Below are 26,624 nucleotides of genomic sequence, written 5' to 3' on the forward strand. Positions count from 1 at the left end.
CAGCTTTTAAATAGTTTTTTTATCCACACACATTTGCTCGTTTGTGAGGTGCAGGGGGTAGTTTTGGTTTCTTTAATATAAAAAGGCTTAAAGAACATCTTCAATATTGCAGATGAATGAATATAAAGATATTTTTTCATTATAATCAATACATTATATTTTCATGCTAATAGCACACGCTTTACATGGTGATAATGCAGATATTTTTGAAAAATTATAAAGGAGAGCAAATGTGACAAGAGAAAATCATTTGTGCATTGGCATAGTTTAATTCTCATTTATTAAAGATATTACAGATCAAGCGATCAAAGGTGCTTTGATTGGCTTTTTGTTTTTTTTATGAGTGTATCATTTTTGCTACAGATATCTGAAGTTTGGGCTCTATATGAAATGATGTGTTCAAATAAATATTCAGCTATGGAGAGAAAATATGAATATGAAATGGTTAATAACAGCTTCTGCTTTCGCTTTTGTTTCAGCTTCAGCAGCACAAGCAGCAGATGTTATTGTTCCCCCTAGTCCAACACCTGTTGCTCCCGTTATTGTTGCTCCAACTTTTTCTTGGACAGGTTTTTATGTTGGGGGACAGATTGGTGGTTTTTCGGGTAAAACGAAAATGGATATCCTCAGTAACGGAAAAAAGATTCCAGCACCTGATGAACTTTTGCCAAAACTCTCTGGTTTCATGGGTGGTCTTTACGCAGGTTCCAACGTTGATCTCGGTAATGGCCTTATTTTAGGTGTTGATACAGATATCGTGTGGTCTAATAAAGATGACACGAAGACAGGAAACACATACGTTATTGCTCCAGATCACATAAATTATATTAAGAAGATATTAACAGAATCTGGAATTAGTATTGGTAAAGATGCGCTTGAAGCTGGTGCTAAACGGACCCACAGTTTCACTTTTAAAGAAAAGTGGGCTGGTGCGACACGTGTACGTATTGGTTTTGCAGCTGAACGCATTATGCCTTATGTTGCTGGTGGTATCGCCTATACACAGCTTCAAGATACTGCATCGATTTCAATAACAGGCAAAGATTCAGATAAAGTAATAGCTTCTGGTAGCTTGTCTGATGAAACAAAGACCCTTGTTGGTTACACTCTGGGTGCTGGTGTTGATTTAGCTATGACCAATAACGTTATTGTCCGTGCGGAATACCGTTACTCTGATTTTGGAAAAAAGAAATTCTCAAATGATAAATATGAGACATCTTACAAAACCAATGATTTCCGAGTTGGTGTTGCTTACAAATTTTAACAGATGATAAGTTAAATAACAGAGGCGCTGTCTTTAACAGCGCCTCTGTTATTCTCTGTTGCTATATTATCACACAATACATAATTTATTGTGGATGTGGAAAGATATTATTCAGATTTTCTTAAAAAAATCATAAACAATAATTACATTTAAGATCAATAAGTTATTTATATATACAGTTTGTAATTTCTCGTACAAAACAAAGCTATGAATTGCTTTTGTCTGGGATGTGCCCTCCATTTTCTGTGACTGTATCATTTTTACTACAGCTTTTCTTTCTGTAATCTTGTAGCACTGTGCTCGTAAATAAATTAGGAGCAAAGTTTATGAATATAAAATCTTTAGTAACAACTTCTGTTATCGCTATAGCAGCAGCTTCTGCAGCACAAGCTGCTGATGTTATCATCCCTCGTGAAACAGCCCCAGCAGTCATCGCAGCCCCTTCATTTTCTTGGACAGGCTTTTATATCGGTGGTCAAGTTGGTAACTTTTCAGGTAAAGTTGATGTAGTTGATTCAGAAACAAACAAGAAAATTACAGATAAAGACTGGACACCTAAGCCTTCCGGTTTCATGGGTGGTATTTATGTAGGTTCCAACGTAGATCTTGGTAATGGCCTCATTCTAGGTGTTGAAACCGATGCAGTCTGGGCAGACCGCGAAGATTCAAAAACGCATTCAGCAGTTATTGGAGAAACTGGCCTTGATGCTTTCAAAAATGAGCTTATAGAAGCGAAAGCTACACCTGCTGCAGGAAAAACTATTGCTGGTATCGGGGCGACTGACAAACGTGTAAAGGGCACCTCTATAAAAGAAAAATGGTCTGGTGCTACACGCGTTCGCATTGGTTTTGCAGCAGTTGATCGCATTATGCCTTATTTTGCTGGTGGTATTGCTTATACGCAGCTGCAAGTGGTTGATTTTCTTAAGGCGGAAGGAGCTGATGGTGCCGAAATCGCTTCTGCTAAAGTGTTTGATGCATCAAAAACAATGGTTGGTTTCACTGTAGGTGGTGGTATTGACTTTGCAATGACAGACAATGTTCTATTGCGTGCAGAATATCGTTACTCAGACTACGGTAAAAAAGCATTTGTAAAGGATGGGGATAAACTCGCTTACAAAACCAATGATTTCCGTGTAGGTGTAGCTTACAAATTCTAATTTCGTAAACAACGAAATAAACTTCCAAGAGGCTCTGTCAAAGACAGAGCCTCTATTATTTTCCGTTGTTATATTATCACATACCCTATATTTATTAGGGAAGTAAAAGATATTATTCAGATTTTATTAAAAAGATTTTTATAAACGAAAGATAAGAATTATGCCATAAAATCAATAAGTTATACGTACTTGTAACTTACAATTTCTTGTACGAAGTGAAGTTTTGAAATGATTTTATCTTGGGTTTGTCTTTCATTTTCTATGGTTGTGTCATGTTGACTACAGCGTTTTTTCTGTAGTTTCATAATACTTTGTTCCTAAATAAATAAGGAGCAAAGTTTACGAATATAAAATCTTTAGGAACAACTTTTTGTTATCGCTATGGCAGCAGCTTCTGTGGCACAATCTTCTGATGTTATCATTCCTCGTGAAACAGTCTCAGCAGTTATCACAGCCCTTTCGTTTTCTTGGATAGATTTTTATCTTGGTGGTCAAGTTAGCAACTTTTCAAGTCAAAATTGATGTATTTGATTTAGAGACAAAAGAAAAAACTTCAGATAAAGATGGACTACCTAAGCCTTGAGGTTTCATAGGTGGTATTTATTTAGGTTCCAATTAGGTTCTAATGTAGATCTTGGAAATGTCCTCATTCTAGGTGTTGAAACCGATGCAGTCTGGGCAGACCGAGGAGAGACGAAGACGGTCTCAAAGATTCTTGCGATTGACGAATTTAATGATTTTAATGATGAATTTGAAGATGCTGATGTTACATTGGATGAAGATGAAAAGTTTCAAAAGGGTAACACAGCAGTGTGTCGCATTGGTTTAAAAGGAAAAAGGTCTGGTGAAACACGGGTTCGTGTAGGCTTTTTCGTCGCTGACCGCATTTATGCCTTATGTTTCCGGTGGTATTGTCTGTGCGCAAATACAAGGTGTTGGTAAAGTTTCAGGAACAAAAAAGTCGGCAAATGGTAAACCAAGTAAAGCCGTTTCTGCTACGGTATTTGATAAAATAAAAGCGATGGTGGGTTTCACTCTTGGTGGTGGTATAGATTTCGCGATGACAGATCATATTCTTCTTCGTGCGGAATACCGCTACTCAGACTTTGGTAAGAAGGAATTTAAAAAAGATTACCTTAAACTAGGCTACAAAACAATGACTTTTATGTAGGTGTCGCTTACAAGGTCTAATTTAATCAAAACTGCAATTATGAATAAAAAGTATTAATAAAAAATTAAATTTTCAAGAGATCTTGACTTTTACAAAACCGCTGTTTTTCTGGGTTTTTATTTGTATGACTGTGACATTTTTACTACAGCTTTTTTATCTATAATCTTGTAAGGTCATTTTATAGTTAATTTAGGAGCAAAATTATGAATACAAAATATTTAATAGCAACGTCTGTTGCCGCTTTAATTTCAGCTTCTGCAGCACAAGCTGCTGATGTGGTGATCCCTCATGAAGCTGCACCAGCAGTTATTGCAGCAGCCCCTTCATTTTCTTGGACAGGTTTTTATCTTGGTGGTCAAGTTGGCAACTTTTCGAGTAAAACCAAAGTAACTATTCCAGGAGCAGACAAAGAACTTTTCAAAAAAGATAACATACCTAGTCCTTCTGGTTTCATGGGTGGTATTTATGCCGGATCTAACGTAGACCTCGGAAATGGTCTCATTCTCGGTGTTGAAACCGATGCAGTTTGGGCAGACCGTGAAGAATCAAAAAAAGCCCGTGAATTGACTCTTACTGAAAAAGATGCAGAAAATTTTAATGCTGCCCTTGAAAAAGCTAAGGTTGAACTAAAAGATCAGCAACAGTTTCAAAAAGGTGACAAGGTAACAGAAACGCACAGTTACAAAGAAAAATGGTCTGGTGCTACACGCGTTCGTATCGGTTTTACTGCTGTTGACCGTATTATGCCTTATGTTGCTGGTGGTATTGCCTATGCGCAGGTACAGGGCATTCAATCCGTTGCAGGAAAAGGAGAGAGAGCTAAAGTTGAGCAGAAAGCTGACGGGGGTGAAAAAGTGCCAGATGCAGGAGCTAAGCAAGCCATAGATTTGACTGGTGGTGCTTGGGCTGATGAAACGAAGACAATGCTTGGTTTCACTATTGGTGGCGGTGTTGATTTTGCAATGACAGATAACGTTCTTTTACGTGCAGAATACCGTTACTCCGATTTTGGTAAAAAGAAATTTGCAAACGATACACGTGAATTCAATTACAAAACCAATGACTTCCGTGTAGGTGTCGCTTACAAATTCTAATTTTGTAAAAACGAAATTAGAAGCATAAAAAATACTAAGGCCTCGTTTAACGAGGCCTTTATTTTATTCGCTCTCTATTTTAACTCTCTTAATTCCTTCTATTTTTATTGGTATCATTTTGTATTATAGGGCTTTAAAAAAGTTTATATTATAAAAGGCTAATTAGTAGTATGCATCGATTTTATAACTACTTATTACATAAAATCTTATATTACGGCTATCATTTTACGCCTAAGTGAAAAGTATTCAATTAATCTCAGAAATAGGAAAAGATCATAACCAGTGACGAACTTTATTCTGCATATACCAGATTAGAGCAAACGTATTACGTATATCTGTTGGAGTAAGTTCTTAAACGGGAATACAGCCTCATTGGGGAAGCATATGAAGTGACAAAGAGAAAAGCTAGTTTCCAACTTTACCATCTTCTTTTAATTTAGCTTTACGATTTTCAAAAGCATTTAGAATAATGTCTTACGTTTTTGTTTATTGCATTCTTTTTATAGGATCCACCCTCAATCAGAGATGATTTCATAAGTCCAACCTTGGCTTGCGTAATAAAGCTCAAGAACCTGTTCTTACCGCTCTCAGTCGTCTTTTTGATGGCTCGATACACAAGCATAAGCAATAGTTTTTTTGTGACAGTTCTCTTGAATGGAAAAGATCAGGTCTCAGCTTGAATAGGTCATAACGGTGGTGATTTATTACCATATGCTCAGAAATAATTCCGCCTTCACCTCCTCAACTGCGTAAAGTGCTAATCGAGTCCCCCAAAGTTTGAGCTGCCCTACCTATCCCAATAAATCTATCCATATATACTATTAAACACATATAAATAGATTACAAGAAAACTGTTAAAGTCCCTTATGCAAAACAGAGCACCCCAAACGGAATACACTTATTGTTGTGTAGTCACACGCTTGTTTTAAAGAAATATTTTTCAAAGTACATCAAGCCCACTTCATGTCAGTATCCGTGAGTGATATAAGACGGTAAAGCCTCCCAATGAAATAATATAAAATTTATAGAGCACCATTATCTTTACACGCTTAATAAAAAGAGCAAGCTAGCATTATCATACATTTTGCCGGCCACGAATGTTGTGGATAGACCTTGGCTGTTAAAAGTGTTTATAAGAGATATTTAAAATTCTTTCTTTAATATTTTTTATTCATAGATTTTTTCCGCTATCGAGAGATATGGTTTTGATTAATACAACATGGAACAGGTTTTAAAGGATAGAATCCTACAGTATTAGTTTTTTCATTCAACATGAAAACAATAAGTTATCCTTATAAATCAAATTGATGTATCAGGATGAAGATGTTTATGGAAAGAATCTGAAAGTTTTTTTGCGAGTGTTTGAATAAGTCTTTTGTTTCTCTTAATTTTAGATACAAAATATTATTGCTAAAGCATCAAAAATAGATCATGCGATAAATGGATGAAACTTTGATGTCGCCTGGTTTTAAAAAAGGCAATATTTGATTTCACTATTTGCGCTGGCATTGATTTTGCAATAACAGATGATAGCTTATTGCATGCAGAATACTGTTATTCAGATTTCGGTAAAAAGAAATTTATAAAGAATATTATCATTAACAGTTATGCAAAAATTTAATGAAAATGAATCCAACTTTAAGATACATAATTCTAGTGTGGTTTAGTTTACAAATTTTCATTGAATGCAAAATTAAAAGTTTAAGAAGCCTTATTTTCAAAAAAAAATCTTTATTTTTTTGTGAGTGTGTCATTTTTGCTACAGATCTTTCAAAAAAGATGCTCTATATACATTTCATTTTGGATATTTGGAGAGATTTTATGAATACAAAACGTTTAATAACAGCGTCTATTTTTTCTTTAATTTCAGCGTCTACAGCGCTGGCTGCTGATGTTATGATTCCTCATCAGCCAGCATTATCGACTTCTTCTACCATTGTTGCACCTACTTTTTCATGGACAGGTCTTTATTTAGGTGTCCAAGCTGGTGGTTTTTCGAGCAAAGCTGATATCGCTCTTGTTGGTCAAGAAAAGAGTTTGCCACTAGATAAAGAGTTCTCTCCTAAACTTTCAGGTTTTGTAGGTGGTTTTTATGTAGGTTCTAATATTGACCTCGGTGATAACTTTATTTTTGGTGTCGATACGGATTTAATGATATCTGGTAAAAAACACACAAAGACCATTACCATAGGTGCAGCTGATAACACTACAATAGAAAATGCAGTCGTAAGATCCCGCAGATCCGCAAACCCACAAACGCTTCCAGCCCCACCAGCAGTATCAGGAACACAAGCACAAAGAACCGCTTCAGGAACACCTGCAGGTGTAGGAACTGTAACAGGAGGGGCTCCAACGGCAGAAGCCGCATCAGGAAGATCTGCTGCAACGCGATCCGGTCCAGCGCCAGCTCAACCAGCAGCACCAGCGCAACCAGCAGCACCAGCGCAACCAGCAGCAGCTAAACCAGCAGCAGCTAAACCAGCAGCAGCTGAGCAACCACAAGCAGGAGCAGGACAATCAAATCAGTCAGCAAATGCAGCTCAGCAACCACAAGTAGGAGCAAGGCAATTAAGTCAATCCCCAACAACTAGAAGTTCTGGCAATGTTAATTCAGCAGCAGAAAAAACAATACCGAGCGGACCACTTGTACTGGCGAGATTAGGATCATCCTCTGAATCAGCAAAAGCTTCCAATGGAACAAGTGGAGCCCAAGGTCATCATAGTACTCATCATGGTGGTGGAAGTACTAATCCGCATGGTGCATCTCATGCAGGTGGGTATGGTTCTGGCGCTCATGCGCATGGTGCTAATTCACATACTTCTCGTTCTCATGGTACACAAAGTACACAAGCGGTGGATAAGAACGATTCCAGTGTATATGGTATAGAACAAATGAAAAAGATGGCTTCTGAATTTGGTCTTGATCAAGAGGATGAAGTTGAAACTTTAAGTCATACTTTCAAACAAAATTGGGGTGGTGCTACACGGGTACGTATTGGTTTTGCTGCTGATCGCTTTATGCCTTATCTTGCTGGGGGTATTGCTTATGGGCAGTTCCAAGACACTGTATCAATATCCATTAAGGATGAGGATGGAAGAGTCGTTTCTTCTAAGAACTTAGCTGATGAAACAAAAACCATGATTGGCTACACACTTGGTGGTGGCGTTGATTTCTCGCTTCTGGATAATGTGATTGTACGGGCAGAATATCGTTACTCTGATTTTGGTAAAAAGAAATTTGCAAAGGAAAAACTTGAAGTTAACTACAAAACCAATGATTTCCGCGTTGGTGTAGCTTATAAATTCTAATTTTTTAAAGAGTAAATTTCTAAGAGGCTCCACTGTCAGTGGAGCCTTTATTTTTTTAAAGATCACTTTTTGGTTTCTTTTCCTGTGAATTTCATGATAAAGCCCACAGAGTGTGATGATATATTTTCCTGATCGCTGCTTAATACGAATAATAAGCTCGGCTTTCCCTATAGATAAAAACCAGAGTTGCAGGATTCAGGGAAGTTATGCAAAAATGAAATCGTAAAAGTGGACAGGAATATTTCACAATGGCTGTGAAAAATGAAACAATAGATTATTCAAAAACTCTTTATCTCCCACAGACAAATTTTCCTATGCGTGCAGGGCTTCCGCAAAAAGAGCTTGAATTGATGGCGCGTTGGGAAAATATGGGGCTTTATGCGCAATTGCGCCAACAAGCAAAAGATCGTCCATTTTATATTCTTCATGACGGTCCACCTTATGCCAATGGTCATATTCATATTGGGCATGCTTTAAACAAAGTTTTAAAGGATGTGGTTGTCCGTTCATTCCAAATGCGCGGTTTTAATGCAAATTATGTACCTGGTTGGGATTGCCATGGGCTTCCAATTGAATGGAAAATTGAAGAAAAATATCGAGCACAAGGAAAAAATAAGGATGAGGTACCGCTTAACGAGTTTCGTCAAGAATGCCGTGAATTTGCACAGCATTGGGTAACCGTTCAAAGTGAAGAATTTAAACGCCTTGGTGTCATGGGAGATTTTAACACGCCTTATACTACAATGGCTTTCCATGCAGAAGCACGCATTGCCAGTGAATTGATAAAATTTGCTATGTCAGATCAGATCTATCGTGGTTCCAAGCCGGTGATGTGGTCTGTTGTAGAGCGTACGGCTTTGGCAGAGGCTGAGATTGAATATCATGATCATGAATCAGAGGTGCTTTGGGTTAAGTTTCCTGTTTTTGAAGCAAATTCTGATGATTTATATGGTGCTTATGTCGTCATTTGGACAACAACGCCGTGGACAATTCCAAGCAATCGTGCAGTGAGTTATTCTTCACAGATTTCTTATGGTATTTACGAAGTTGAAAGTGCTGAAAATGATTTTGGTCCTCAAGTGGGAGAAAAGCTTCTCTTTGCAGACGCTTTAGCAATGATTTGTGCAGAAAAAGCCAAACTTGTTTTGAAGCGTTTGCGTGTTATTTCTGCTGAAGAATTGAAAGCTCTTGTTCTTTCTCATCCACTCAAAGGTTTGGCTGGGGGGTATAACTTTAAAATTCCATTGCTAAATGGTTCGCACGTAACAGAGAGTGCTGGTACAGGTTTTGTCCATACAGCACCAAGCCATGGGCGTGAGGACTTTGAAATTTGGAATGATTATAAGTCCTTACTGGAGCAAACGGGGATTGATACGTCTATACCGTTTCCTGTTGATGATGCAGGGTTCTATACGAAAGATGTTCCAGGTTTAGGACCAGATCGTGAAGGAGGACCTGCGCGTGTTATTGATGATAATGGAAAAATGGGTGATGCCAATAAAGAGGTCATTAACGCTTTAATTAAAGCAGATCGATTGTTTGCACGGGGGCGTTTAAAGCATTCCTATCCCCATAGTTGGCGTTCAAAAAAAACCGTTATTTTTCGCAATACACCACAATGGTTTATTTCAATGGATAAAGATTTTGGGGATGGTTCAACTTTACGTAGTCGGGCTTTGGAAGCTGTTTCAAAAACGCGTTTTGTGCCGTCTTCTGGTCAAAACCGCCTAGCTTCTATGATAGAAGATCGTCCTGATTGGGTTCTTTCTCGTCAGCGTTCTTGGGGTGTTCCTATTTGTATTTTTGCGAATGAGGATGGTGTTATTCTAAAAGATGAAGGTGTGAACGAGCGTATTTTACGGGCTTTTGAAGCAGAAGGGGCAGATGCATGGTTTGCTGAAGGAGCACGTGAACGTTTTTTAGGTGAGCGTGCACATGAGCCTTGGGTACAGGTTTATGATATTTTGGATGTTTGGTTTGATTCTGGAGCAAGCCATAGCTTTGTGTTGGAAGATAGGGCGGATTTGAAATGGCCTGCTGATGTTTATTTTGAAGGTTCAGATCAACATCGCGGATGGTTCCAATCTTCTCTTTTGGAAAGCTGTGGTACGCGTGCTTGCTCTCCCTATAAGGCAGTGATCACACACGGTTTTACTTTGGATGAGAATGGTAAGAAAATGTCTAAATCTTTAGGCAATACGGTTGTTCCGCAAGAGATCATTAAAACATCTGGAGCTGATATTTTTCGTCTCTGGGTTATGACAACTGATTATTGGGAAGATCAGCGTTTAGGCAAAAAAATTCTTCAAACAAATGTGGATTCGTATCGTAAACTACGCAATGCAATTCGTTGGATGCTTGGAACTTTAGCATATGATGATGGAGAAGAAATATCTTATGGCGCACTGCCGGATCTTGAAAAATTTATATTGCATAGGCTTTTTGAACTTGATCAGTTGATTAATCGCGCTTACGATGAATTTGATTTTAAAAAGATTATGCGTGCATTATTGGATTTTTCAATCATTGAGTTATCGGCATTTTATTTTGATATCCGCAAGGATTCTCTTTATTGTGATGCGCCTTCATCAAAAAAACGCAAGGCCTCCTTGCAGGTTGTCCGTGAGATTTTTGAGCGTATGGTAACATGGCTTGCTCCAATGTTACCTTTTACTATGGAGGAAGCTTGGTTAGAGCGTTACCCAGAAAGCCAATCGGTGCATTTGGAACAATTTCGCTCTGTACCAGAAGAATGGCAAAACCAATCTTTGTCTGAGCGTTGGAAAAAAATTCGGCAGGTCCGTAAAGTTGTTACAGGTGCTTTAGAGCTTGAACGCGTTGATAAGCGTATTGGATCCTCGTTAGAAGCCGCTCCCATTGTTTTTATTTCCAATCCGGCTTTACGAGAAGCATTAGAAAATGTGGATATGGCGGAGATCTGTATTACAAGTGCACTCACAATTACGCAGGATACAATACCTTCTGATGCTTTTACTTTGAGTGATGTTGAAGGTGTTGGTGTATATCCAGAGAAGGCATTAGGAAAAAAATGTGCTCGATCATGGCGTTATACACAAGATGTTGGGAGTGATCCTGCCTATCCGGATGTGTCTGCTCGTGATGCAGCTGCTTTGCGGGAATTGCAGATTCTTGGCAAGATTTAAAATTTTAGATTAAAGGAAAGAAATGCAAGTAAATTTCTCATATTGATGAATATAGTTTTTTGTGGTACGAAGAAAATTCCGTTGTTTTATCTGCAGGGGGGGAAATTTGTGTATGGACCGTTCTCTCATAAATAACGGGAATATTAATCAGCCATACACCTAGGAAATGGAATAGGCAGTGAGAAAACGTGAAATAAAAATATTTCCAATAGGAATTTTAGGGATGTGCTTTGTTTTAACGGGATGTAATTTATCCGCTCCTACCTATGGTACCGATAAACCAGTTTCGATACAGTTTTTTGAAGATGTTGCTAATATTACTTCATTAACACCAACAAATAACAGCAGCCAGATTGTTATGAAACCTCATCCAAAACTTGTAATACCAAGCCCTAGTTCGCGCGGATTTTTGCCGGTGCCGCAACAAGATAGATCTGTCAATGAAATGGCAGCATCGAAGAAGCATCAAGGAAATACTCCTTTTCCTCACAAAGGATCGTCAGTTAATGGTGCTGGTTCAGAAAATCCTTCACAGTTGAATGCAAAGCAACGACAGGAATATTTACGTCGTCAGAGAGCACAAGTTGGAAGTTCAAAATACCGTCGCTACCTCACTGAACCACCTTTAAGTTATCGCCAACCTGCAAAAACTGCACCTATTGGTCGATAGGGGAAAAACAAAATATTTAAGTAAAGTATTTTTCCAATTACTTATGGTACCAAGCTCTCATTCACGCACAGTTATAATGCTGCTGTAGGAGGGGTGTTATTCTCATGAAATAGCAATATGACAACAGCATCGAGAGAGTCCTTATGCGTTTCCTAACACGAAAAATTTCTCAAGCTCATTTTACAACATCGCTCATGTGGATAGTATAACGTAAAATCTATTGTGCTCCAGAAGCTTTATGCTTAGGAAGGAGAAATCTGATACCATCATTTTATTTTCCAGATTCTAATATTGCGACAATTCTTGCATTTGAGAGCCTTCATAAGAGACATTTTTAATCTTTTCTAAAACGTTCTTTATCTAGACGATAATCCCGCTTATGATATGCAAGAAAGTGATTTTTATTGCTTCAATGTAATTTGAAATGAGAGGATATCTACGATATGTTGGACTTTATATTTTATTATATAAAATAATGAATTATTCTTATGAATGAATGTATCATCTAGTAGAAGCAATATGCAGGATTAAAAGAGAGAAAAAATGCTTTGAAGTAGCTTTTGCTATATATATCAGAAGTATTAATAGTCTTGTTTGAGAAATAGGATAGTTTTTAAAGAGTGAAAGTTATGGAAGAAGAATTTTTTTTAGTATCGCTTTTGTACAAAAAAATCTTTAAGTAATTGAGCAGCTTCTTTTTCTTTAAAACCAGAATAAATGTCAGGTTTGTGATGACAGGTTGGTTGCTGATAAAAACGTGGACCATTTTCTATAGCACCCCCTTTGGGATCATTTGTTGCATAATAGAGACGTCGTATGCGTGCAAATGAAATGGCAGCAGCACACATAGCACAAGGCTCAAGTGTTACATAAAGATCGCAATCAGGAAGCCTTTCGCTTTGCAATGTTTTGCAAGCCATACGGATTGCGCGCATTTCTGCGTGTCCTGTAGGGTCATATGCAGATTTTATAAAGTTACCAGCGCGTGCAATGATAGCTTTTCCACGTGTAATGACAGCACCTACGGGAACTTCATCTTTTTTTGCAGCCCCTTGCGCTTCTAAAAGAGCTATTTCCATGGGCGTCAAAGTCATAATATTCTTTCTACTGAAGGTATAGAAAATCTAAAGGTTATCTCGATAAGGAATGCTATGGAATGAATAATTTATTACGCTTTTATAATGAAAGGAATACCTCTATTTTTAAAGAGTTTAAAACAAACTTGCAAGTCGACAGATACATTATTGTCGTTAAAGGATAGAAAATGATAAATGATTATGCTACTTCCTTTTTCAGGATAAGCGGTATGGTGCATGTGAATAATTTTCTGAACATACTGGCAAAGATTGGTTTGAAACGCAAATGAATGAAAATAATGAGAGTGAACGAATTGCTAAAAGGTTAGCGCGTGCTGGTATTGCTTCGCGTCGAGATGCAGAAATGATGATTGTTGCAGGTCGTATTTCTGTGAATGGTACAGTCGTGACAACGCCTGCTTTTAATGTTAGCCGCTCTGATGTTATTAAAGTTGATGGCAAACCTTTACCTCCTATAGAACGAACGCGTTTATGGCTTTACCATAAGCCAGCAGGCCTTGTCACCACGAACCGTGATCCTGAAGGCAGACCTACAGTATTTAGTAACTTACCAAAAGGAATGCCGCGTGTTCTTTCTGTTGGAAGGCTTGACATTAACACGGAAGGTCTTTTGCTTTTAACCAATGATGGTGGCTTAGCGCGTGTATTAGAGCTTCCTGTAACAGGATGGGTCCGCAAATATCGCGTCCGTGCTCATGGAAGAGTAAAACAGAGTGCGCTGGATAACCTTAAAAATGGTATTGCGATTAATGGTATTTTTTATGGTTCGATTGAAGCATCAATTGAACGTGAACAAGGGTCGAATGTATGGCTTTCTGTCGCTTTGCGTGAAGGAAAAAATCGTGAAATAAAGAATGTTTTAGGGGCATTGGGATTATCAGTTAATCGATTAATCCGTGTATCCTATGGTCCATTTCATCTCTCTGATTTAGAAGAAGGAGCCGTGCAAGAGTTAAAAGGGCGGATGTTACGAGATCAGTTGGGGGAGCGTTTGATTATGCAAGCCAATGCAGATTTTGATGCTCCTATTCTGAAACCCTTTTCAAATTCTGCAGTTGTTGCAGAAAAGCAAAGCCAGAAAGATCTTTCTGTTGCAAATGATGGTTGGGTTTTCTCAAGTGAAAGGGCGATACGGCGCCGACCAAGAGATGGTTCTGTTGAACATAGTCGCGCGCAATTAAGTACAAAGTCTCATGAGAATGTAAAGAAGGAGAAAAGTGAGGAAGGAAAAGCAGAGCGTTTTCTACCGCGTTCTCGCCGTGCTAATGTTTGGATGGCTCCTGGTGCGCGTCCCCAGAGTACACGTAGAAAGCCTTCCTATAGTGAGGAGAAATCGCATGATCATAAGAGCGGTTTGGATGGTAAAAAATCCTTTCATCGAGGCAAGGAAAAACTAAAAGAAAGTCCGTTACACAAAGAAAAGAGGGGAAGTTTTGTTCAAAAACGTGGCAAAACATCTTATGACGAGACGCATCCCTTTGGTAAGAAAGATCGCTTTTTCAAGGATAAAGAGAAAATGATAAAAAGTGGACATGAGGAGCATTCTTTTGAGAGAAAGAAAAAGGTAAAATCGTTTGGTGGTGCTATGAAAAAATCTAAACCACATAGGGATGGTGGAAAAACTTCGAAGCGATTTGGAGGCTCACTTGCGGATCATAGGCGGTAAATTTGCTGGTCGTGTTTTGTTTTCGCCTGTTAATCAGTCGATTCGCCCAACGAGTGATCGTACACGTGAAAGCCTTTTTAATATTCTTTCTAGCCGTGAAGAACAATTTTGGACCAATAAACGTATTCTTGATCTTTTTGCTGGTACTGGTGCTTTAGGCATCGAAGCACTTTCACGTGGAGCAAAGGCGGCTGTTTTTGTTGAAAACTCGGTTGAGGGGCGGGCGTTGCTTCAAAAAAATATAGAAGCCTTTGAATTACAGTCGATAGGACGGATTTTGCGTCGCGATGCGACCAAACTTGGCAATATTGGCACTATGCTTCCATTTGATGTTATCTGCGCTGATCCTCCCTATAGCCGTTGTTTAGGGGAACGTGCTTTCGTAGAAGCTTTGCGAGGGGGGTGGGCAAAAGCTGATACACTTTTCATACTTGAAGAAAAGAAAGATACAATGATTCATTTACCTGACGTCTTTTATCTAGATGATGAGCGTTTTTATGGTGAGACAGCAATCCGTCTCTATAAATTACGATCGCTTACATCTTGAGAAAGTTCTTGTTTTTATCCGGTAGGATGAAAAAATGCTTCTTTACAGTTTTCTTCATTTTATATGGTTTTTAAAAGGTTAAGCAGAAAGTAAATAAAAGATTTTGATGTTAAAGAAATTGATGAATTTTTATTTCATTATGTTTTTTGTCTCAATCTCTTATTTTTTTTGAAGTTTTTTATAGCCTCAAGAGCGAGTTTTTACAATATACGCCCTTTAATATAGAGGGGCCATCTGTTCTTTTGTCTAGCCAAAAATTGCTTTGAGGTATAATGCTATTAGACCTAAATTAGCAGTATGTATTGCTGCTAATTTTTGTAAGTTATATGCTGATTTGTTAATTTCATCTACATTAAAAGTGTAACACATTGTCAAAGCTTTAGTGTATTATTAGCTTTACTACCGATGAATGTTTTTTCTCCAATAGGATATATATTTCACGACAACAGTTATGATACCTTTTTGTCTAATTTCTTTCGGCTGCACATTAATCATCAACATCTCATTAGCAGCTGAAAGCTTTCAACTATGCAGTCTGCATTTATATCCTAAATAGTGCGTAACTTTTATCTTTGTTATTGTATGAACTTAAAACAGATATTTTCTATTTAAGGTAGACAATAGTGTTCATTTATACTGAACATTTGTGTGTTTATTTTATTAATATCGCTTAGTGAGTTAATCATTATATTAAGTAAATCTGAAAGTATTAAGTGTGTTATCGTTATTACATTTTTAAGAATAATTTTTATATTATTCTTAAGCAATAAAACTAAATGATTTCTAAAACAGGGAAGATTATCATGTTTAAATGGATATATAGCGAAGAAATTAACACAGAAGCGAGTGCTGAGCAAATTTGGGCTATATGGGAAGATGTGTCATCATGGCCTTGTTGGGATAGTGAACTTGAGTGGGTAGAACTTTCTGGTCCTTTCAAAGAAGGGGCTACAGGACGCATGAAACCTAGAAAGGGACCTACAGTAACTTTTACACTTGATAAAGTTATAAAAAATGTTTTCTTTTCTGATTATGCTAAACTTCCTCTTACTCACATGAGTTTTGATCATGAATATATTTGTTCAACAAAATCGGGTTCTTCAAATAACAAAATTCGTCATACTGTAACCATGTCTGGTTTATTTTCTCCTTTCTTTGGAATGATTATTGGGTCAAAAATTAAGTTACATCTTCGGGATGCAATGATTGAAATGAGCAGACGTGCTCTTACTGAAAACAAAATCATCTCGTAAGGGGGTGCATTTATAAAGAAGTTAATACCTTTACAAAGGCGCAGAAACCTTAGTCTTGTTAGAATAAAATTTGTTATGAGTACATAGCAAATCGATGAGCTATGATTTGTTTTTTCATTAGTCGTTGAAATCGAGTCAAATCATCTGAGAAAATTAATTTTGCACCAAAGATCTTATAAAAGTCATTGAATTTTATTCAATATATAAAAGCTTATAAGGTGCGCATTTTTACTGAAAATAAAGAAAGTTGTAGAAGCTTATTTCTGCTCTTGTGAATCTGAGGTCGATATTGTCATGATATTTGCCAGTTTCTAGTATTGCGATAGTTTTTGATTTGGGAGCATTCATAAAAGGCATTTTGACTTCTTCTTAAATAGGTTTTATCAATATTACCTCTATTCATGATGTGAGAGCAAATAGTTGTGATTTCCTCAACATAAATAAGTTTAAAATGGAGAAAATTTAATGATATTTGATTCTTTTATGCAAATTACAAACCGATCAATTATTATTATAAATCAAAGTGTTTTTTTGATTAAAAGATGATCACTTCTCTAGAGAGTGCAGCTCTAAAAGGCTCTAGATGATAAAATAACACCTCCCTTAATTTTCGTAAAAATTAATTTCGTATCATTGTATATACTGGGTTTAAATGTTTAAAAAAGCGATTTTTTAAAATGCTTAAAGATATCCCAGTTTCTGCAAATATTTTTGTATCTATTAAAACAATTATGAGCGATAAACTTGCCAAAATTAATTGGAAGAATACGCTTATTGCAGATTGAATTGAAAGATAGATACAACGTTGAGTTTCATATAAAAGTTTTATTAATTATCATTTTATGACAATACTACGCTTCTTTATTTTTTAATGGAAGGGAAAGAGTATAGTTCTTAAATCAAAATCTATCCTGTATTTTGGGACTTTTATTTTAGGAAAAAGAAGTCAGTCAAATTATGCCTGTTTAATAACAAAATAACCGATTAAGGATGCCGCATGAAAAAATGAGATGCTCTCGATTAGACGTATTAGAAACGAGAGAGAATGTTATGATTATAACTTATTTCTGATAAATATAAAAAATGAGTTCTTTGTGATACCACGTCCATGAGGGTAAAGAAGTTTATGACTGCTCATTTTGTTGAAACCATAATGAAAGGAAAAATTTTTTATTCCGTTTATGTCTTTTTGTTTACAAGATTGCCATCTTATTGTGAGAGAGTTTATAGAAGCAAAGAAGTATACACAAATATAAGGCATTTTCTTGATTCTTGCTTGGAAATTAAAGAGTGCTATAGGAATGAAGGAAGTTATTTCACTATCCAGAGGACATAAGGCTTGTGACTTAAGTCGTTTTATGCTTTTCGAATTTTTGAGGATTTTGACTTAAATTCAAGTGTTATTGCTAGGTCTTTTGTTGATTGCCAAGTTTTCGGTTGATTTGATTATCAGTACAGATTGGGTTTTCTAAAATGATAAGGGGCAATGAGAAATCTTGAAACTAAAGAAATTTTACGACATACTGCGTCTTTTCATAAAGAAGCTAAAAGGGAAATTATTCGATGCATTAAAAGAAAAAAATGCATGAAATATGCGTAATCTTATGAATAAACATACAAGAGTATATTCTGATTTATATAAATTTGTCAGAGTGCTTATCAATGTAAATAATAAAATATTTCAGGGAGTCTATAATGACTGACAAAAACCAGATTGAGAAAGCTGTTTCATTGGTTGAAGCAGCAAGGCGTTCTGGGGCAGATGCTGCTGATGCCGTTATTGTTCATGCTCATTCTACCAGTGTATCAGTGCGTTTTGGGAAAGTCGAATCAACAGAAGCAGCAGAGAGCAATGATTTTACTCTAAGGGTTTTTGTTGGAAAAAAAGTAGCAAGTGTTTCTGCTAATTTAGCGTCTTATCCGCAAGAACTTGCGGAACGTGCTGTTGCGATGGCTAAAGCTTCTCCCGATAGTTTATTTGAAGGTTTGGCAGATAAAGAGTGTCTGGTTAAGTCTCCTAAAGATCTTGATCTTTTTGATGATTTTGTGCCAAGTAGTCATTTTTTAACAGAAGATGCTTTAAAAACAGAGGCAGCAGCTCTTGATGTTAAAGGTGTAAGTAATTCTGGTGGCGCTGCAACAGCTTATGGCCGTAGTGGGTTTATTCTTGTGACCAGCGATGGTTTTTGTGGAGCCTATCGCTCCAGTTGTTTTTCACGTTCTTGTAGTGCTCTTGCAGGTGAAGGAACACAGATGGAGCGGGATTATGATTATACAACAGCCTTACATTTTTCTGATTTAGAGGCAGCAGAAATTGTTGGAAAGAATGCAGGGTTTGGTGCTGTCCGACGTTTGGGTGCAGTTCGTGCGGCAACTGGCGGCGTTGATGTTATTTTTAATCCGCGTACGGCTCGCGGAATTGCAGGGCATATCGCATCTATGGTCAATGGAGCCTCTGTAGCTCGTAAAACGAGTCTTTTACAGAATTTCCTAGGCAAGGAAGTGATGAAGCCTAATGTTAATGTAACCGATCAACCTTTGCGATTACGTGGAAATGCTTCTCATCCTTTTGATGGAGAAGGGGTAGAGGGGCAAACGCTCAATATTATTGAAAATGGTATTTTAAAAAATTGGCTTCTTTCATCATCTACAGCACGTGAACTGGGACTTAAAACAAATGGACATGGTGTGCGTTCGGCATCATTAGTGCAGCCGACCAGTACAAATTTTGCTATTGAACCGGGTTTAGTATCGCCTTGCGATATGATAAAAGATTTGCAAAATGGATTTTATGTGACTGAATTATTCGGTCATGGCATTGATTTTATTACTGGTCAGTATAGTCGTGGGGCTTCCGGTTTTTGGATTGAAAATGGTGAAATTGCTTATCCGGTGAGTGAAGTAACGCTAGGTTCTGATTTGCTTCATATGTTAGCACATTTAACACCTGCCAATGATATTGATCGGCGTTATGGTACAGCAGCTCCAACATTGTTAATTGAAGGGATGACACTTGCAGGAAAATAACACGCATCATTCTTCTGATTTAAATCTTTTGCGTGACGTTTGTCGAGAGGCAGGAGATTTAGCAATGCGGTATTTTGGGTGTACGTTGGATGTTTGGATTAAAGAGGGTAATTCTCCAGTCAGTGAAGCAGATTTTGCTGTTGATCATTTTTTGAAAGAGAAGCTTCTTGGAGCACGTCCAAATTATGGATGGATTTCAGAAGAAACAAAAGATAGTCGAGAACAACAAGATTATGAACGCTCTTTTGTTGTTGATCCTATTGATGGAACGCGTGGTTTTCTTTCTGGCAGTCCTTATTGGTGTATTTCGGTTGCCATTATTGAGAATGGGCGTCCTATTGTGGGCGTACTACAATGTCCGGCTCAAGGAGATGTTTATACAGCTGTAACGGGTGGAGGGGCAACATTAAATGGGGTAAAACTTCCTCGTTTAACTTCGGGGGGGCATCGAAAATATAAAATTTCACTTGATAAATCGCTCGCACAAAAATTACCAGATGATTTTCTCAATCAAGTTAGTCTTTACCATTATCTTCCTTCTCTTGCTTATCGTATTGTCCTTGTTGCTCAAGATGAAATTGATATCGTATTAGTTCGTCCGAATTGTCATGAATGGGATATTGCCGCTGCTGATCTTATTTTGCAGGAGTGTGGAGGGTGTTTTTTATCGCTTGATGCCCCTTTACTATCTTATGGAATTGAACCTTACCAATATGGACTTTTAATTGCTGGTAAAAATAATTGCTGTCAAGATATGATAGATGTTGTTCGTCAAACAAAGTTAGTTTAATCACGTAAAAGCACGCTAAAATAATCTAAATGATATAGAGGCACATATGACTGAAACCAACAAAAAAAAACAGTATTTACATCTTGTATTTGGTGGGGAATTAAAAAACCTTAACAGTAATCAATTTAAGAATCCTGATGATTTAGATGTGGTTGGTATTTTCTCAGATTATCAATCGGCTAAAGAAGCATGGCAGGCAAAAGCACAAAGCAGTGTAGATAATGCATTACAACGTTATTACATTGTAGATTTGCATCAGTGTCTTGATGCTGAGTTAGGCGATGTAGAATAAAGCTTGAATATTTGGTCATCATAGCTTGTAGATTGTTTCACGCTTTTGTTTAGTCGTCCTTTTCATAGGTACGTTCTTTGGGTAAAATAGAATGCCGTAAAAAAATATGCTTGTTATTTAAAATTCATATGTTTTCTTAAGGAAACATCTTTCAAGGCACCCAAGCACATTTCATAATGGTGTCCGTGCAAGGTATAAAATCCATTGTTATACCACCATCTTTACGCTTAATAAAAATTCAAGACAGTTCTATTAACCTATTTACAACAGCAATATTATCATGACGAGCGATCACTCGAAGTTTATGATTATATTGTGAATAGTCACTCTGCTTTTGAATGGAGTATGAAACATTAATGCGTTCAGATTAATAAAAAGAGTAGCATTATTAATGATACCAATTACTACTTCGTTGAGATTATTAGCACTCCCTACTTATCCATTGGAATTTTTCCAACAAGTTATCACTATAAGCTTAGAAACCATGAAAGTCGTTAGAAACTTACCAAAATTAGAAACTTAGAAAAACTGAATAGATTGATGAAGTTAATTTACCTCATAAGGATTTCTTGAGTACTCGTTTAAAACTACAATCTATAAATTAATCATTTTGCGTTGATTATATACAACCTTAAAAGGAATAATATACCATGCGATTTCCTGAAAAGAGAGGATTTAAAATTTTGAAAACTCTTATTTAAATTGCTTTAAGACTTTTAAGAAATTTTCTATTAAACAAGATTAGATTTTTCTGGATTACCTTTAAGAGATTATATCACAATTTAAAATGAGAACTTTATACCGCTCAAAAGTTTTTTTAAGATTAGTTTTACATATTCATTTTATTGAAATGAAATTATAGAGATTGGGCTTTCTTTTAAACATATTTTATTTGTTGTATTTATATAGGTTGTAATATTTATATGGATTATTTTTTGAAAAATTGATAATACCTAACATATGTAAAAATAAGTTTTTTCTCTAAAATATCAACGTGCAAAATTCAAATTTTTACTAAAATCATAAGAAGTATTTATTCAGTGAGCTGAAAAAAATTGATATAATCTATGTTATAGGTTGTATGATATTTATCATTTATATTCTCAAAATTATAATCGACTGAAATGTAGCTTTGTTATTTTTTGAGTAAGACTTTTCATAGGGTGCAGAATGAAGTGATACAAAATTTCATTAAAAGAGATTTAAATAATCTGTATATGTTATCTTTATAGGAAAATTTAAAAAAAATATGGCGATAAAATTACGTTTTTTGTCCTTTATGTATTGAATTTTCTCATGGGTGAAGCGTTTTTTATTCAAGATATGGATGATATTAAAAAAATATGGATGTAACTAATAGTGTTGATGAATTTTTTAACAAAATAAGCATATAGATATCTTAAAGTAGCTGGATGAGGTGATTTAAATGGTAGAATTAAAGGCACATACGGCTCTTTTAAGCTATCGGATGATTGGTTTTTTCTTATGTCCTGTTATTCCTTTTTATTTGTTCTTTCGTGCTATTCGTGGAAAAGAAGAGTGGTATCGCAAAAAAGAGCGTTTAGGTAAAAGTTCTCATGTACGTCCCCAAGGTTCGTTAGTTTGGTTGCATGCAGCAAGTGTTGGAGAAACACTTGCACTTGTTCCACTTGTAAACTATATTTTATCATTAAAAATCAATGTATTAATGACAACTGGGACTGTAACATCTTCTACTCTTGTGAAAAAACATTTTGGTAATAGGTTGATTCATCAATATGCTCCTTTGGATTTAGATTTTGCAGTGCGCCGTTTTATTAGTCATTGGAAGCCTGATCTCGTCTTGATTTGTGAATCAGAAATTTGGCCCCTTCGTATTAAAGAACTTGCAAAAATGCGTATTCCGCAGATTTTGGTTAATGCCCATATGTCTGAACATTCTTTTAAAGCTTGGCAAAAACGACGCGTTCTTGCCAAACATATTTTTAAGGATATTGATTTGGCGATTGGTCAAAACGAAAGAGATGTAGCTTATTACCATACACTTGGCGTAAAATCTGTTACGTTTTCTGGTAATCTCAAGGCTGATGTTTTTCTGGTTGAAGATCAAGCATTACTTGCACGTTATCGTAATGCTATCGGCAATCGTCCAGTTTGGGCTGCTGTTTCAACGCATGAAGGGGAAGAGGAGATTGCTTTTGAGGTCCATAAGATTGTTAAAAATTATTTGCCAGATTTATTAACAATTATTGTGCCTCGTCATCCTGAACGTTCAGAAGATCTTATCAGAAAATGCGACAATAAGGGATTACGTTTTATTCGTAGGAGTAGAGATGCTGTTCCAAACATGAATACCGATATTTTATGGGGAGATACAATTGGAGAAATGGGTCTTTTTCTTCGCTTATCGAAAGTTTCTTTCGTTGGTAAGTCGTTATGTGGAAATGGTGGACACAATCCATTGGAATTGGCTTTGCTTGGTTCCGCTATTTTGACAGGGCCCCATGTTTCAAATTTTCAAGAGATGTTCGAACAATTTTTAACGCATGCTGCAGCATATATGGTTCAAGATACAAAACAGCTTGCTATTCAGGTGTATAAGCTTTTAACAAATGAAACATTGCGACAAGAAATGGTTGATAAGGCTCATGAAGTGGCGACAAATATGGCAGGTGCACTTGAGCGCACATTAAAGATTTTAGATCCATTTTTACAACCCCTTGTAATACAAACAGGTTTACGTCAGCGTCAGGGTAGATATGCATATTAGCGCCCCCCATTTTTGGTGGAAAAATAAAAGCTTTTTGCGTTTTGTATTAGCTCCAGTTTCATGGGGGTATGGTTATTTTTCAAGTCGTTTTATGGCAAGACAGCCTCCCGTGATTGATTTGCCAGTTTTGTGTATTGGAAATTTTACATGTGGCGGTGCGGGTAAAACGCCGGTTGTTATTGCTTTTACCAAAGTGGCTAAAGAACTTGGTTTCGTACCTGGTGTTGTATCACGTGGTTATGGTGGATCAGTTAAAGGGGTACATCTTGTAAATGAGAAATATGATACTCCACACAATGTTGGAGATGAGGCACTTTTACTTGCACGGCATGCTTTGGTAGCTGTATCACCTAATCGTTATGCAGCGGCACAACGGCTGAAAAAAGAGGGATGTAATCTTATTTTAATGGATGACGGATTTCAAAGTCGCCGTCTTTATATGGATTATACGTTACTCGTTGTTGATGCGATGCGCGGTTTTGGTAATGGAGCTGTCTTTCCAGCAGGACCTTTGCGCGTACCATTAAAAACGCAATTTTCTTTTATGGATAGTGTTTTATTGGTTGGTCACTCCGATGCGCCTGGTAATGTTGCTTTTCTTGTGTCTCGTACTGGAAAGCCTTTATATCGTGCTCATCTTAAAGCCAGTGCCTCTGATGAGGTTTCAGGAAAATCATTTTTGGCATTTGCCGGGATTGGCAATCCAGATAAATTTTTTAAATCTATTAAAGAATTGTCTGGTCATGTGGTGCAAACTTACATATATCCAGACCACTATTTTTTCACAGATGAAAATTTAAAAATCCTTATACAAAAGGCTAAAATGCACAATTTATGGCTAGCAACAACAGCTAAAGATTATACCCGTATACAGACAATTCACACGCAAAAAGATTTGAAAAATCTTATTGTCTTTGATGTGAATGTCGATTTTGTTCAAAAAGACTTCTGTCGCATGGTCCTTGAGGAGGTCATGACCCGCTTTAGAAAACGTTCCCTTGAGTTTTCTTGTCTAAGAGGCAAAGGCTAAATTTATAGCTTTCGAGGGTTTATTTTTCTTTTGTTTTTAACAATTGCTTGAGATATGGGTTGCACTCAAGTTCGCGCTTATAGGAGATTTCACAACTAGCATATGCTTCTTGGCGGTGATGATTCCAATATTTTAAATCATCTATAGGGATCTTTTGTCCACTAACAGCACAAATGGTATAGGAACCATATTCTATAATGTCATATCCATTATTAGAATAATGAATTTTTGCTTCGCGTTCACTATCGGAAAACATTATAACTCCTTTTTACTGATACAAGATATTCAGGAAAAGTGCCATAAGATATATTATAAAGTCGAGAGTTAATTTAAAAATATTTTTCTTGTCAAAATGGTTAAGAGTTTATTTTCTGCCAAAAAGCCGTTCTATATCTGCCAATTTGAGTTCAATATAAGTAGGGCGTCCATGATTACATGTACTTGTATTGGGTATTGCCTCCATTTGTCGCAACAGTGTGTTCATTTCTTCGGGGTGTAAAAGGCGCCCAGACCGTATTGAACCGTGACAAGCCATCGTTGCTGCAACATAATCAAGCATTGCTTTTAAATTGTTTGTTGTATCATATTCAGCGGCTTCATCTGCGAGATCTTTAATAAGGGCTTGGACGTTGATCTCTCCTAACATGGAAGGTGTTTCACGCACAACAATTGCTCCTGGTCCAAATGGTTCTATTCCTAATCCAAATTTTTGCAAAGCATCTTTGTGGGTTAAAAGGCATGTTGCATCCTCTTCAGAGAGTTCTACAATTTCAGGAATAAGTAATAACTGTGAAGGAAGCGGTTTGGAATAAAGTGCATTTTTGAGTGCTTCATAAACCAATCGTTCGTGAGCTGCATGCTGATCGACAATGATCAAACTATCTTGTGTTTGGGCGATAATATAGTTTTTATGGATTTGTGCTCTGGCCGCTCCTAATGGATAAGATAACTCTTCTGATGAAGATGTAGTGTTTGGAATGTATGCATCTCCACTTGGTATATTTAAGCCCTCCATAATAGGAGTAGCATCTTCTTTTAAACCAGAAGAACTAGTAATATCCAATGGTTTGTGAACCATTGAAGCGGTGGCAAAATGATGAGGCTGTGGGCTATAGGAAGAGGACTGGTACGTGTTCTTAAAATTGCCTAACGGTTGTTGTGCCAATGGTTTTTGTATTTGAAATGCAGCTAGCGTTGCTTCAGAACGGGTTGAAGTAGGACGAATACCAGATTGCTGTAATGCTTCACGAATAGCTCCAACGATCAAACCACGAATTAATCCTGGATCACGGAATCGTACATCAGCTTTGGCTGGATGTACATTAACATCTACCTCAGCAGGTGGGAGATCAATAAAGAGAATAGCGACAGGATAACGATCTCGTGTCATGACATCAGCATAAGCGCCTCGGATAGCGCCCCATAGAAATTTATCACGCACGGGACGCCCATTAACATAAGCAAATTGATGAAGGCTGTTATTTCGGTTGAAGGATGGCAAACAGGCAAAACCCGTTAAGCGCACTGCTTCGCGTTTAGCATTCAGTGCGATGCTATTAGGGGCGAATTCTTTTCCCATAATTTGCGTAATACGTTGCAATTGTCCTTGAATATTATTTTCTGTAGCGGACAGTTCTATAGATGTTCTATCTAGTCCTGAAAGAGAAAAGCGGATATGTGGAAATGCGATAGCAATTCGTTTAATCATATCGCTAATAGCATTTGTTTCAGCCCGATCGGTTTTCATAAATTTTAATCGTGCCGGCGTGACAAAGAAAAGATCACGAACTTCAACAATTGTTCCAAGGTTTGCAGCAGCTGGTTTGGGTCCTACAATTTTTCCTGCAGTAACGGAAATTTCAGCAGCGCTCTCAGCATCTTTTGTTCGTGAAATGAGTTTAAGTTTAGCAACAGAACCAATAGAGGGGAGGGCTTCTCCTCTAAACCCAAGGAAGCAGATATTGTGTACGTCATCGGTAATCTTTGAGGTACAATGGCGAGAAACTGCTAAAGTTAACTGATCTGCAGGAATTCCATAACCATTATCACTCACCTTTATAAAATTTTTTCCACCATTTGCTGTAATAATTTCGATGCGTGTTGCACCAGCATCAATAGCGTTTTCAACAAGTTCTTTGACAACATTTGCTGGTCGTTCAATAACTTCACCAGCGGCGATTTGATTAATAATATTTTCGCTAAGATGGCGTATAATCATAATAAATTCTAACAGGAATCTTAAGGCTTCTATAAAAAATTATGATAACATCATTTGCGCGACATTCAAGAATAAGAGAGTATGGAAGGTATTATTTTTACAATACCTCCTATTTTATTTTAT

General features: G+C 36.9%; 17 protein-coding genes and 2 pseudogenes. 16 read left to right on the top strand and 3 right to left on the bottom strand.

The window, feature by feature from the left end; translation table 11 throughout:
• Nucleotides 1–430 precede the first annotated feature (430 nt).
• The 7 genes and pseudogenes from ACFIJP_RS03975 to ACFIJP_RS04005 all read left to right on the top strand — a co-directional run bounded on the left by ACFIJP_RS03975 (nucleotide 431) and on the right by ACFIJP_RS04005 (nucleotide 11,832).
• Nucleotides 431–1,264 (top strand): outer membrane protein, encoded by an 834-nt coding sequence (locus ACFIJP_RS03975; protein ID WP_375625689.1) that lies wholly within the window; start codon nucleotides 431–433, stop codon nucleotides 1,262–1,264.
• Nucleotides 1,265–1,590: 326 nt separating this feature from the next.
• The gene (locus ACFIJP_RS03980) at nucleotides 1,591–2,424 is read left to right on the top strand and encodes a porin (protein WP_375625691.1); all 834 of its coding nucleotides are present in this window, start codon (nucleotides 1,591–1,593) and stop codon (nucleotides 2,422–2,424) included.
• 347 nt (nucleotides 2,425–2,771) lie between these two features.
• Nucleotides 2,772–3,615, top strand: a pseudogene (locus ACFIJP_RS03985) (outer membrane protein).
• A 183-nt stretch (nucleotides 3,616–3,798) separates the two neighbouring features.
• A complete protein-coding gene (locus tag ACFIJP_RS03990; RefSeq protein WP_375625693.1) occupies nucleotides 3,799–4,689 on the top strand; it encodes an outer membrane protein in 891 nt (296 codons plus the stop codon).
• Between the two features lie 1,821 nt (nucleotides 4,690–6,510).
• Complete coding sequence (locus ACFIJP_RS03995) at nucleotides 6,511–7,998, top strand: porin (RefSeq protein WP_375625694.1); 1,488 nt, start codon at nucleotides 6,511–6,513, stop codon at nucleotides 7,996–7,998.
• 248 nt (nucleotides 7,999–8,246) lie between these two features.
• Complete coding sequence (ileS, locus tag ACFIJP_RS04000; protein WP_375625696.1) at nucleotides 8,247–11,162, top strand: isoleucine--tRNA ligase; 2,916 nt, start codon at nucleotides 8,247–8,249, stop codon at nucleotides 11,160–11,162.
• A gap of 178 nt (nucleotides 11,163–11,340) precedes the next feature.
• The gene (locus ACFIJP_RS04005) at nucleotides 11,341–11,832 is read left to right on the top strand and encodes a hypothetical protein (protein WP_375625697.1); all 492 of its coding nucleotides are present in this window, start codon (nucleotides 11,341–11,343) and stop codon (nucleotides 11,830–11,832) included.
• Between the two features lie 647 nt (nucleotides 11,833–12,479).
• Here ACFIJP_RS04005 and ACFIJP_RS04010 read toward each other — a convergent pair.
• The gene (locus tag ACFIJP_RS04010) at nucleotides 12,480–12,926 is read right to left on the bottom strand and encodes a nucleoside deaminase (protein WP_375625699.1); all 447 of its coding nucleotides are present in this window, start codon (nucleotides 12,924–12,926) and stop codon (nucleotides 12,480–12,482) included.
• A 268-nt stretch (nucleotides 12,927–13,194) separates the two neighbouring features.
• Between ACFIJP_RS04010 and ACFIJP_RS04015 the strand changes: the two genes are divergently transcribed.
• The 9 genes and pseudogenes from ACFIJP_RS04015 to lpxK all read left to right on the top strand — a co-directional run bounded on the left by ACFIJP_RS04015 (nucleotide 13,195) and on the right by lpxK (nucleotide 24,283).
• Nucleotides 13,195–14,595, top strand: a complete 1,401-nt coding sequence (locus tag ACFIJP_RS04015; protein WP_375625701.1) for a pseudouridine synthase — start codon at nucleotides 13,195–13,197, stop codon at nucleotides 14,593–14,595.
• Entirely contained in the window at nucleotides 14,576–15,142 is a 567-nt protein-coding gene (gene rsmD, locus ACFIJP_RS04020) for a 16S rRNA (guanine(966)-N(2))-methyltransferase RsmD (protein ID WP_375625702.1), read from the top strand. Before ACFIJP_RS04015 ends, rsmD begins: the two co-directional genes overlap by 20 nt.
• An 803-nt stretch (nucleotides 15,143–15,945) precedes the next feature.
• Nucleotides 15,946–16,395 (top strand): hypothetical protein, encoded by a 450-nt coding sequence (locus ACFIJP_RS04025; RefSeq protein ID WP_375625704.1) that lies wholly within the window; start codon nucleotides 15,946–15,948, stop codon nucleotides 16,393–16,395.
• A gap of 1,695 nt (nucleotides 16,396–18,090) precedes the next feature.
• Entirely contained in the window at nucleotides 18,091–19,422 is a 1,332-nt protein-coding gene (locus ACFIJP_RS04030; RefSeq protein ID WP_375625706.1) for a TldD/PmbA family protein, read from the top strand.
• Nucleotides 19,409–20,212, top strand: a complete 804-nt coding sequence (locus ACFIJP_RS04035; RefSeq protein WP_375625708.1) for a 3'(2'),5'-bisphosphate nucleotidase CysQ — start codon at nucleotides 19,409–19,411, stop codon at nucleotides 20,210–20,212. The genes ACFIJP_RS04030 and ACFIJP_RS04035 overlap by 14 nt, the downstream gene beginning before the upstream one ends.
• A 46-nt stretch (nucleotides 20,213–20,258) precedes the next feature.
• On the top strand, nucleotides 20,259–20,504 hold the full coding sequence (locus ACFIJP_RS04040; RefSeq protein WP_375625709.1) for a DUF4170 domain-containing protein: 246 nt from the start codon (nucleotides 20,259–20,261) through the stop codon (nucleotides 20,502–20,504).
• A 259-nt stretch (nucleotides 20,505–20,763) separates the two neighbouring features.
• Nucleotides 20,764–21,027: pseudogene (locus ACFIJP_RS04045) on the top strand (type ISP restriction/modification enzyme); the annotation flags it as partial.
• A gap of 903 nt (nucleotides 21,028–21,930) precedes the next feature.
• The gene (gene waaA / locus ACFIJP_RS04050) at nucleotides 21,931–23,253 is read left to right on the top strand and encodes a lipid IV(A) 3-deoxy-D-manno-octulosonic acid transferase (protein ID WP_375625711.1); all 1,323 of its coding nucleotides are present in this window, start codon (nucleotides 21,931–21,933) and stop codon (nucleotides 23,251–23,253) included.
• A complete protein-coding gene (gene lpxK / locus ACFIJP_RS04055) occupies nucleotides 23,243–24,283 on the top strand; it encodes a tetraacyldisaccharide 4'-kinase (protein ID WP_375625713.1) in 1,041 nt (346 codons plus the stop codon). The genes waaA and lpxK overlap by 11 nt, the downstream gene beginning before the upstream one ends.
• Before the next feature lie 19 nt (nucleotides 24,284–24,302).
• Here the strand turns inward: lpxK and ACFIJP_RS04060 are convergent, their stop codons facing one another.
• Nucleotides 24,303–24,539, bottom strand: coding sequence for a DUF2093 domain-containing protein (locus ACFIJP_RS04060; RefSeq protein WP_375625714.1), 237 nt, complete (start codon nucleotides 24,537–24,539; stop codon nucleotides 24,303–24,305).
• A gap of 108 nt (nucleotides 24,540–24,647) precedes the next feature.
• On the bottom strand, nucleotides 24,648–26,501 hold the full coding sequence (mutL, locus tag ACFIJP_RS04065) for a DNA mismatch repair endonuclease MutL (protein WP_375625716.1): 1,854 nt from the start codon (nucleotides 26,499–26,501) through the stop codon (nucleotides 24,648–24,650).
• Between the last annotated feature and the right edge of the window lie 123 nt (nucleotides 26,502–26,624).

It is taken from the genome of Bartonella sp. MU37NMGALS (assembly GCF_042194015.1).
Lineage (GTDB): Bacteria > Pseudomonadota > Alphaproteobacteria > Rhizobiales > Rhizobiaceae > Bartonella > Bartonella grahamii.

What these genes read in the sequence shown, in the direction of transcription:
- ACFIJP_RS03975 (WP_375625689.1), top strand. Translation starts at nt 431, where the DNA reads ATGAATATGAAATGGTTAATAACAGCTTCTGCTTTCGCTTTTGTTTCA.
- ACFIJP_RS03980 (WP_375625691.1), top strand. Translation starts at nt 1,591, where the DNA reads ATGAATATAAAATCTTTAGTAACAACTTCTGTTATCGCTATAGCAGCA.
- ACFIJP_RS03990 (WP_375625693.1), top strand. Translation starts at nt 3,799, where the DNA reads ATGAATACAAAATATTTAATAGCAACGTCTGTTGCCGCTTTAATTTCA.
- ACFIJP_RS03995 (WP_375625694.1), top strand. Translation starts at nt 6,511, where the DNA reads ATGAATACAAAACGTTTAATAACAGCGTCTATTTTTTCTTTAATTTCA.
- ileS (WP_375625696.1), top strand. Translation starts at nt 8,247, where the DNA reads ATGGCTGTGAAAAATGAAACAATAGATTATTCAAAAACTCTTTATCTC.
- ACFIJP_RS04010 (WP_375625699.1), bottom strand. Translation starts at nt 12,926, where the DNA reads ATGACTTTGACGCCCATGGAAATAGCTCTTTTAGAAGCGCAAGGGGCT.
- ACFIJP_RS04015 (WP_375625701.1), top strand. Translation starts at nt 13,195, where the DNA reads ATGAATGAAAATAATGAGAGTGAACGAATTGCTAAAAGGTTAGCGCGT.
- ACFIJP_RS04025 (WP_375625704.1), top strand. Translation starts at nt 15,946, where the DNA reads ATGTTTAAATGGATATATAGCGAAGAAATTAACACAGAAGCGAGTGCT.
- ACFIJP_RS04030 (WP_375625706.1), top strand. Translation starts at nt 18,091, where the DNA reads ATGACTGACAAAAACCAGATTGAGAAAGCTGTTTCATTGGTTGAAGCA.
- ACFIJP_RS04040 (WP_375625709.1), top strand. Translation starts at nt 20,259, where the DNA reads ATGACTGAAACCAACAAAAAAAAACAGTATTTACATCTTGTATTTGGT.
- waaA (WP_375625711.1), top strand. Translation starts at nt 21,931, where the DNA reads ATGGTAGAATTAAAGGCACATACGGCTCTTTTAAGCTATCGGATGATT.
- lpxK (WP_375625713.1), top strand. Translation starts at nt 23,243, where the DNA reads ATGCATATTAGCGCCCCCCATTTTTGGTGGAAAAATAAAAGCTTTTTG.
- ACFIJP_RS04060 (WP_375625714.1), bottom strand. Translation starts at nt 24,539, where the DNA reads ATGTTTTCCGATAGTGAACGCGAAGCAAAAATTCATTATTCTAATAAT.
- mutL (WP_375625716.1), bottom strand. Translation starts at nt 26,501, where the DNA reads ATGATTATACGCCATCTTAGCGAAAATATTATTAATCAAATCGCCGCT.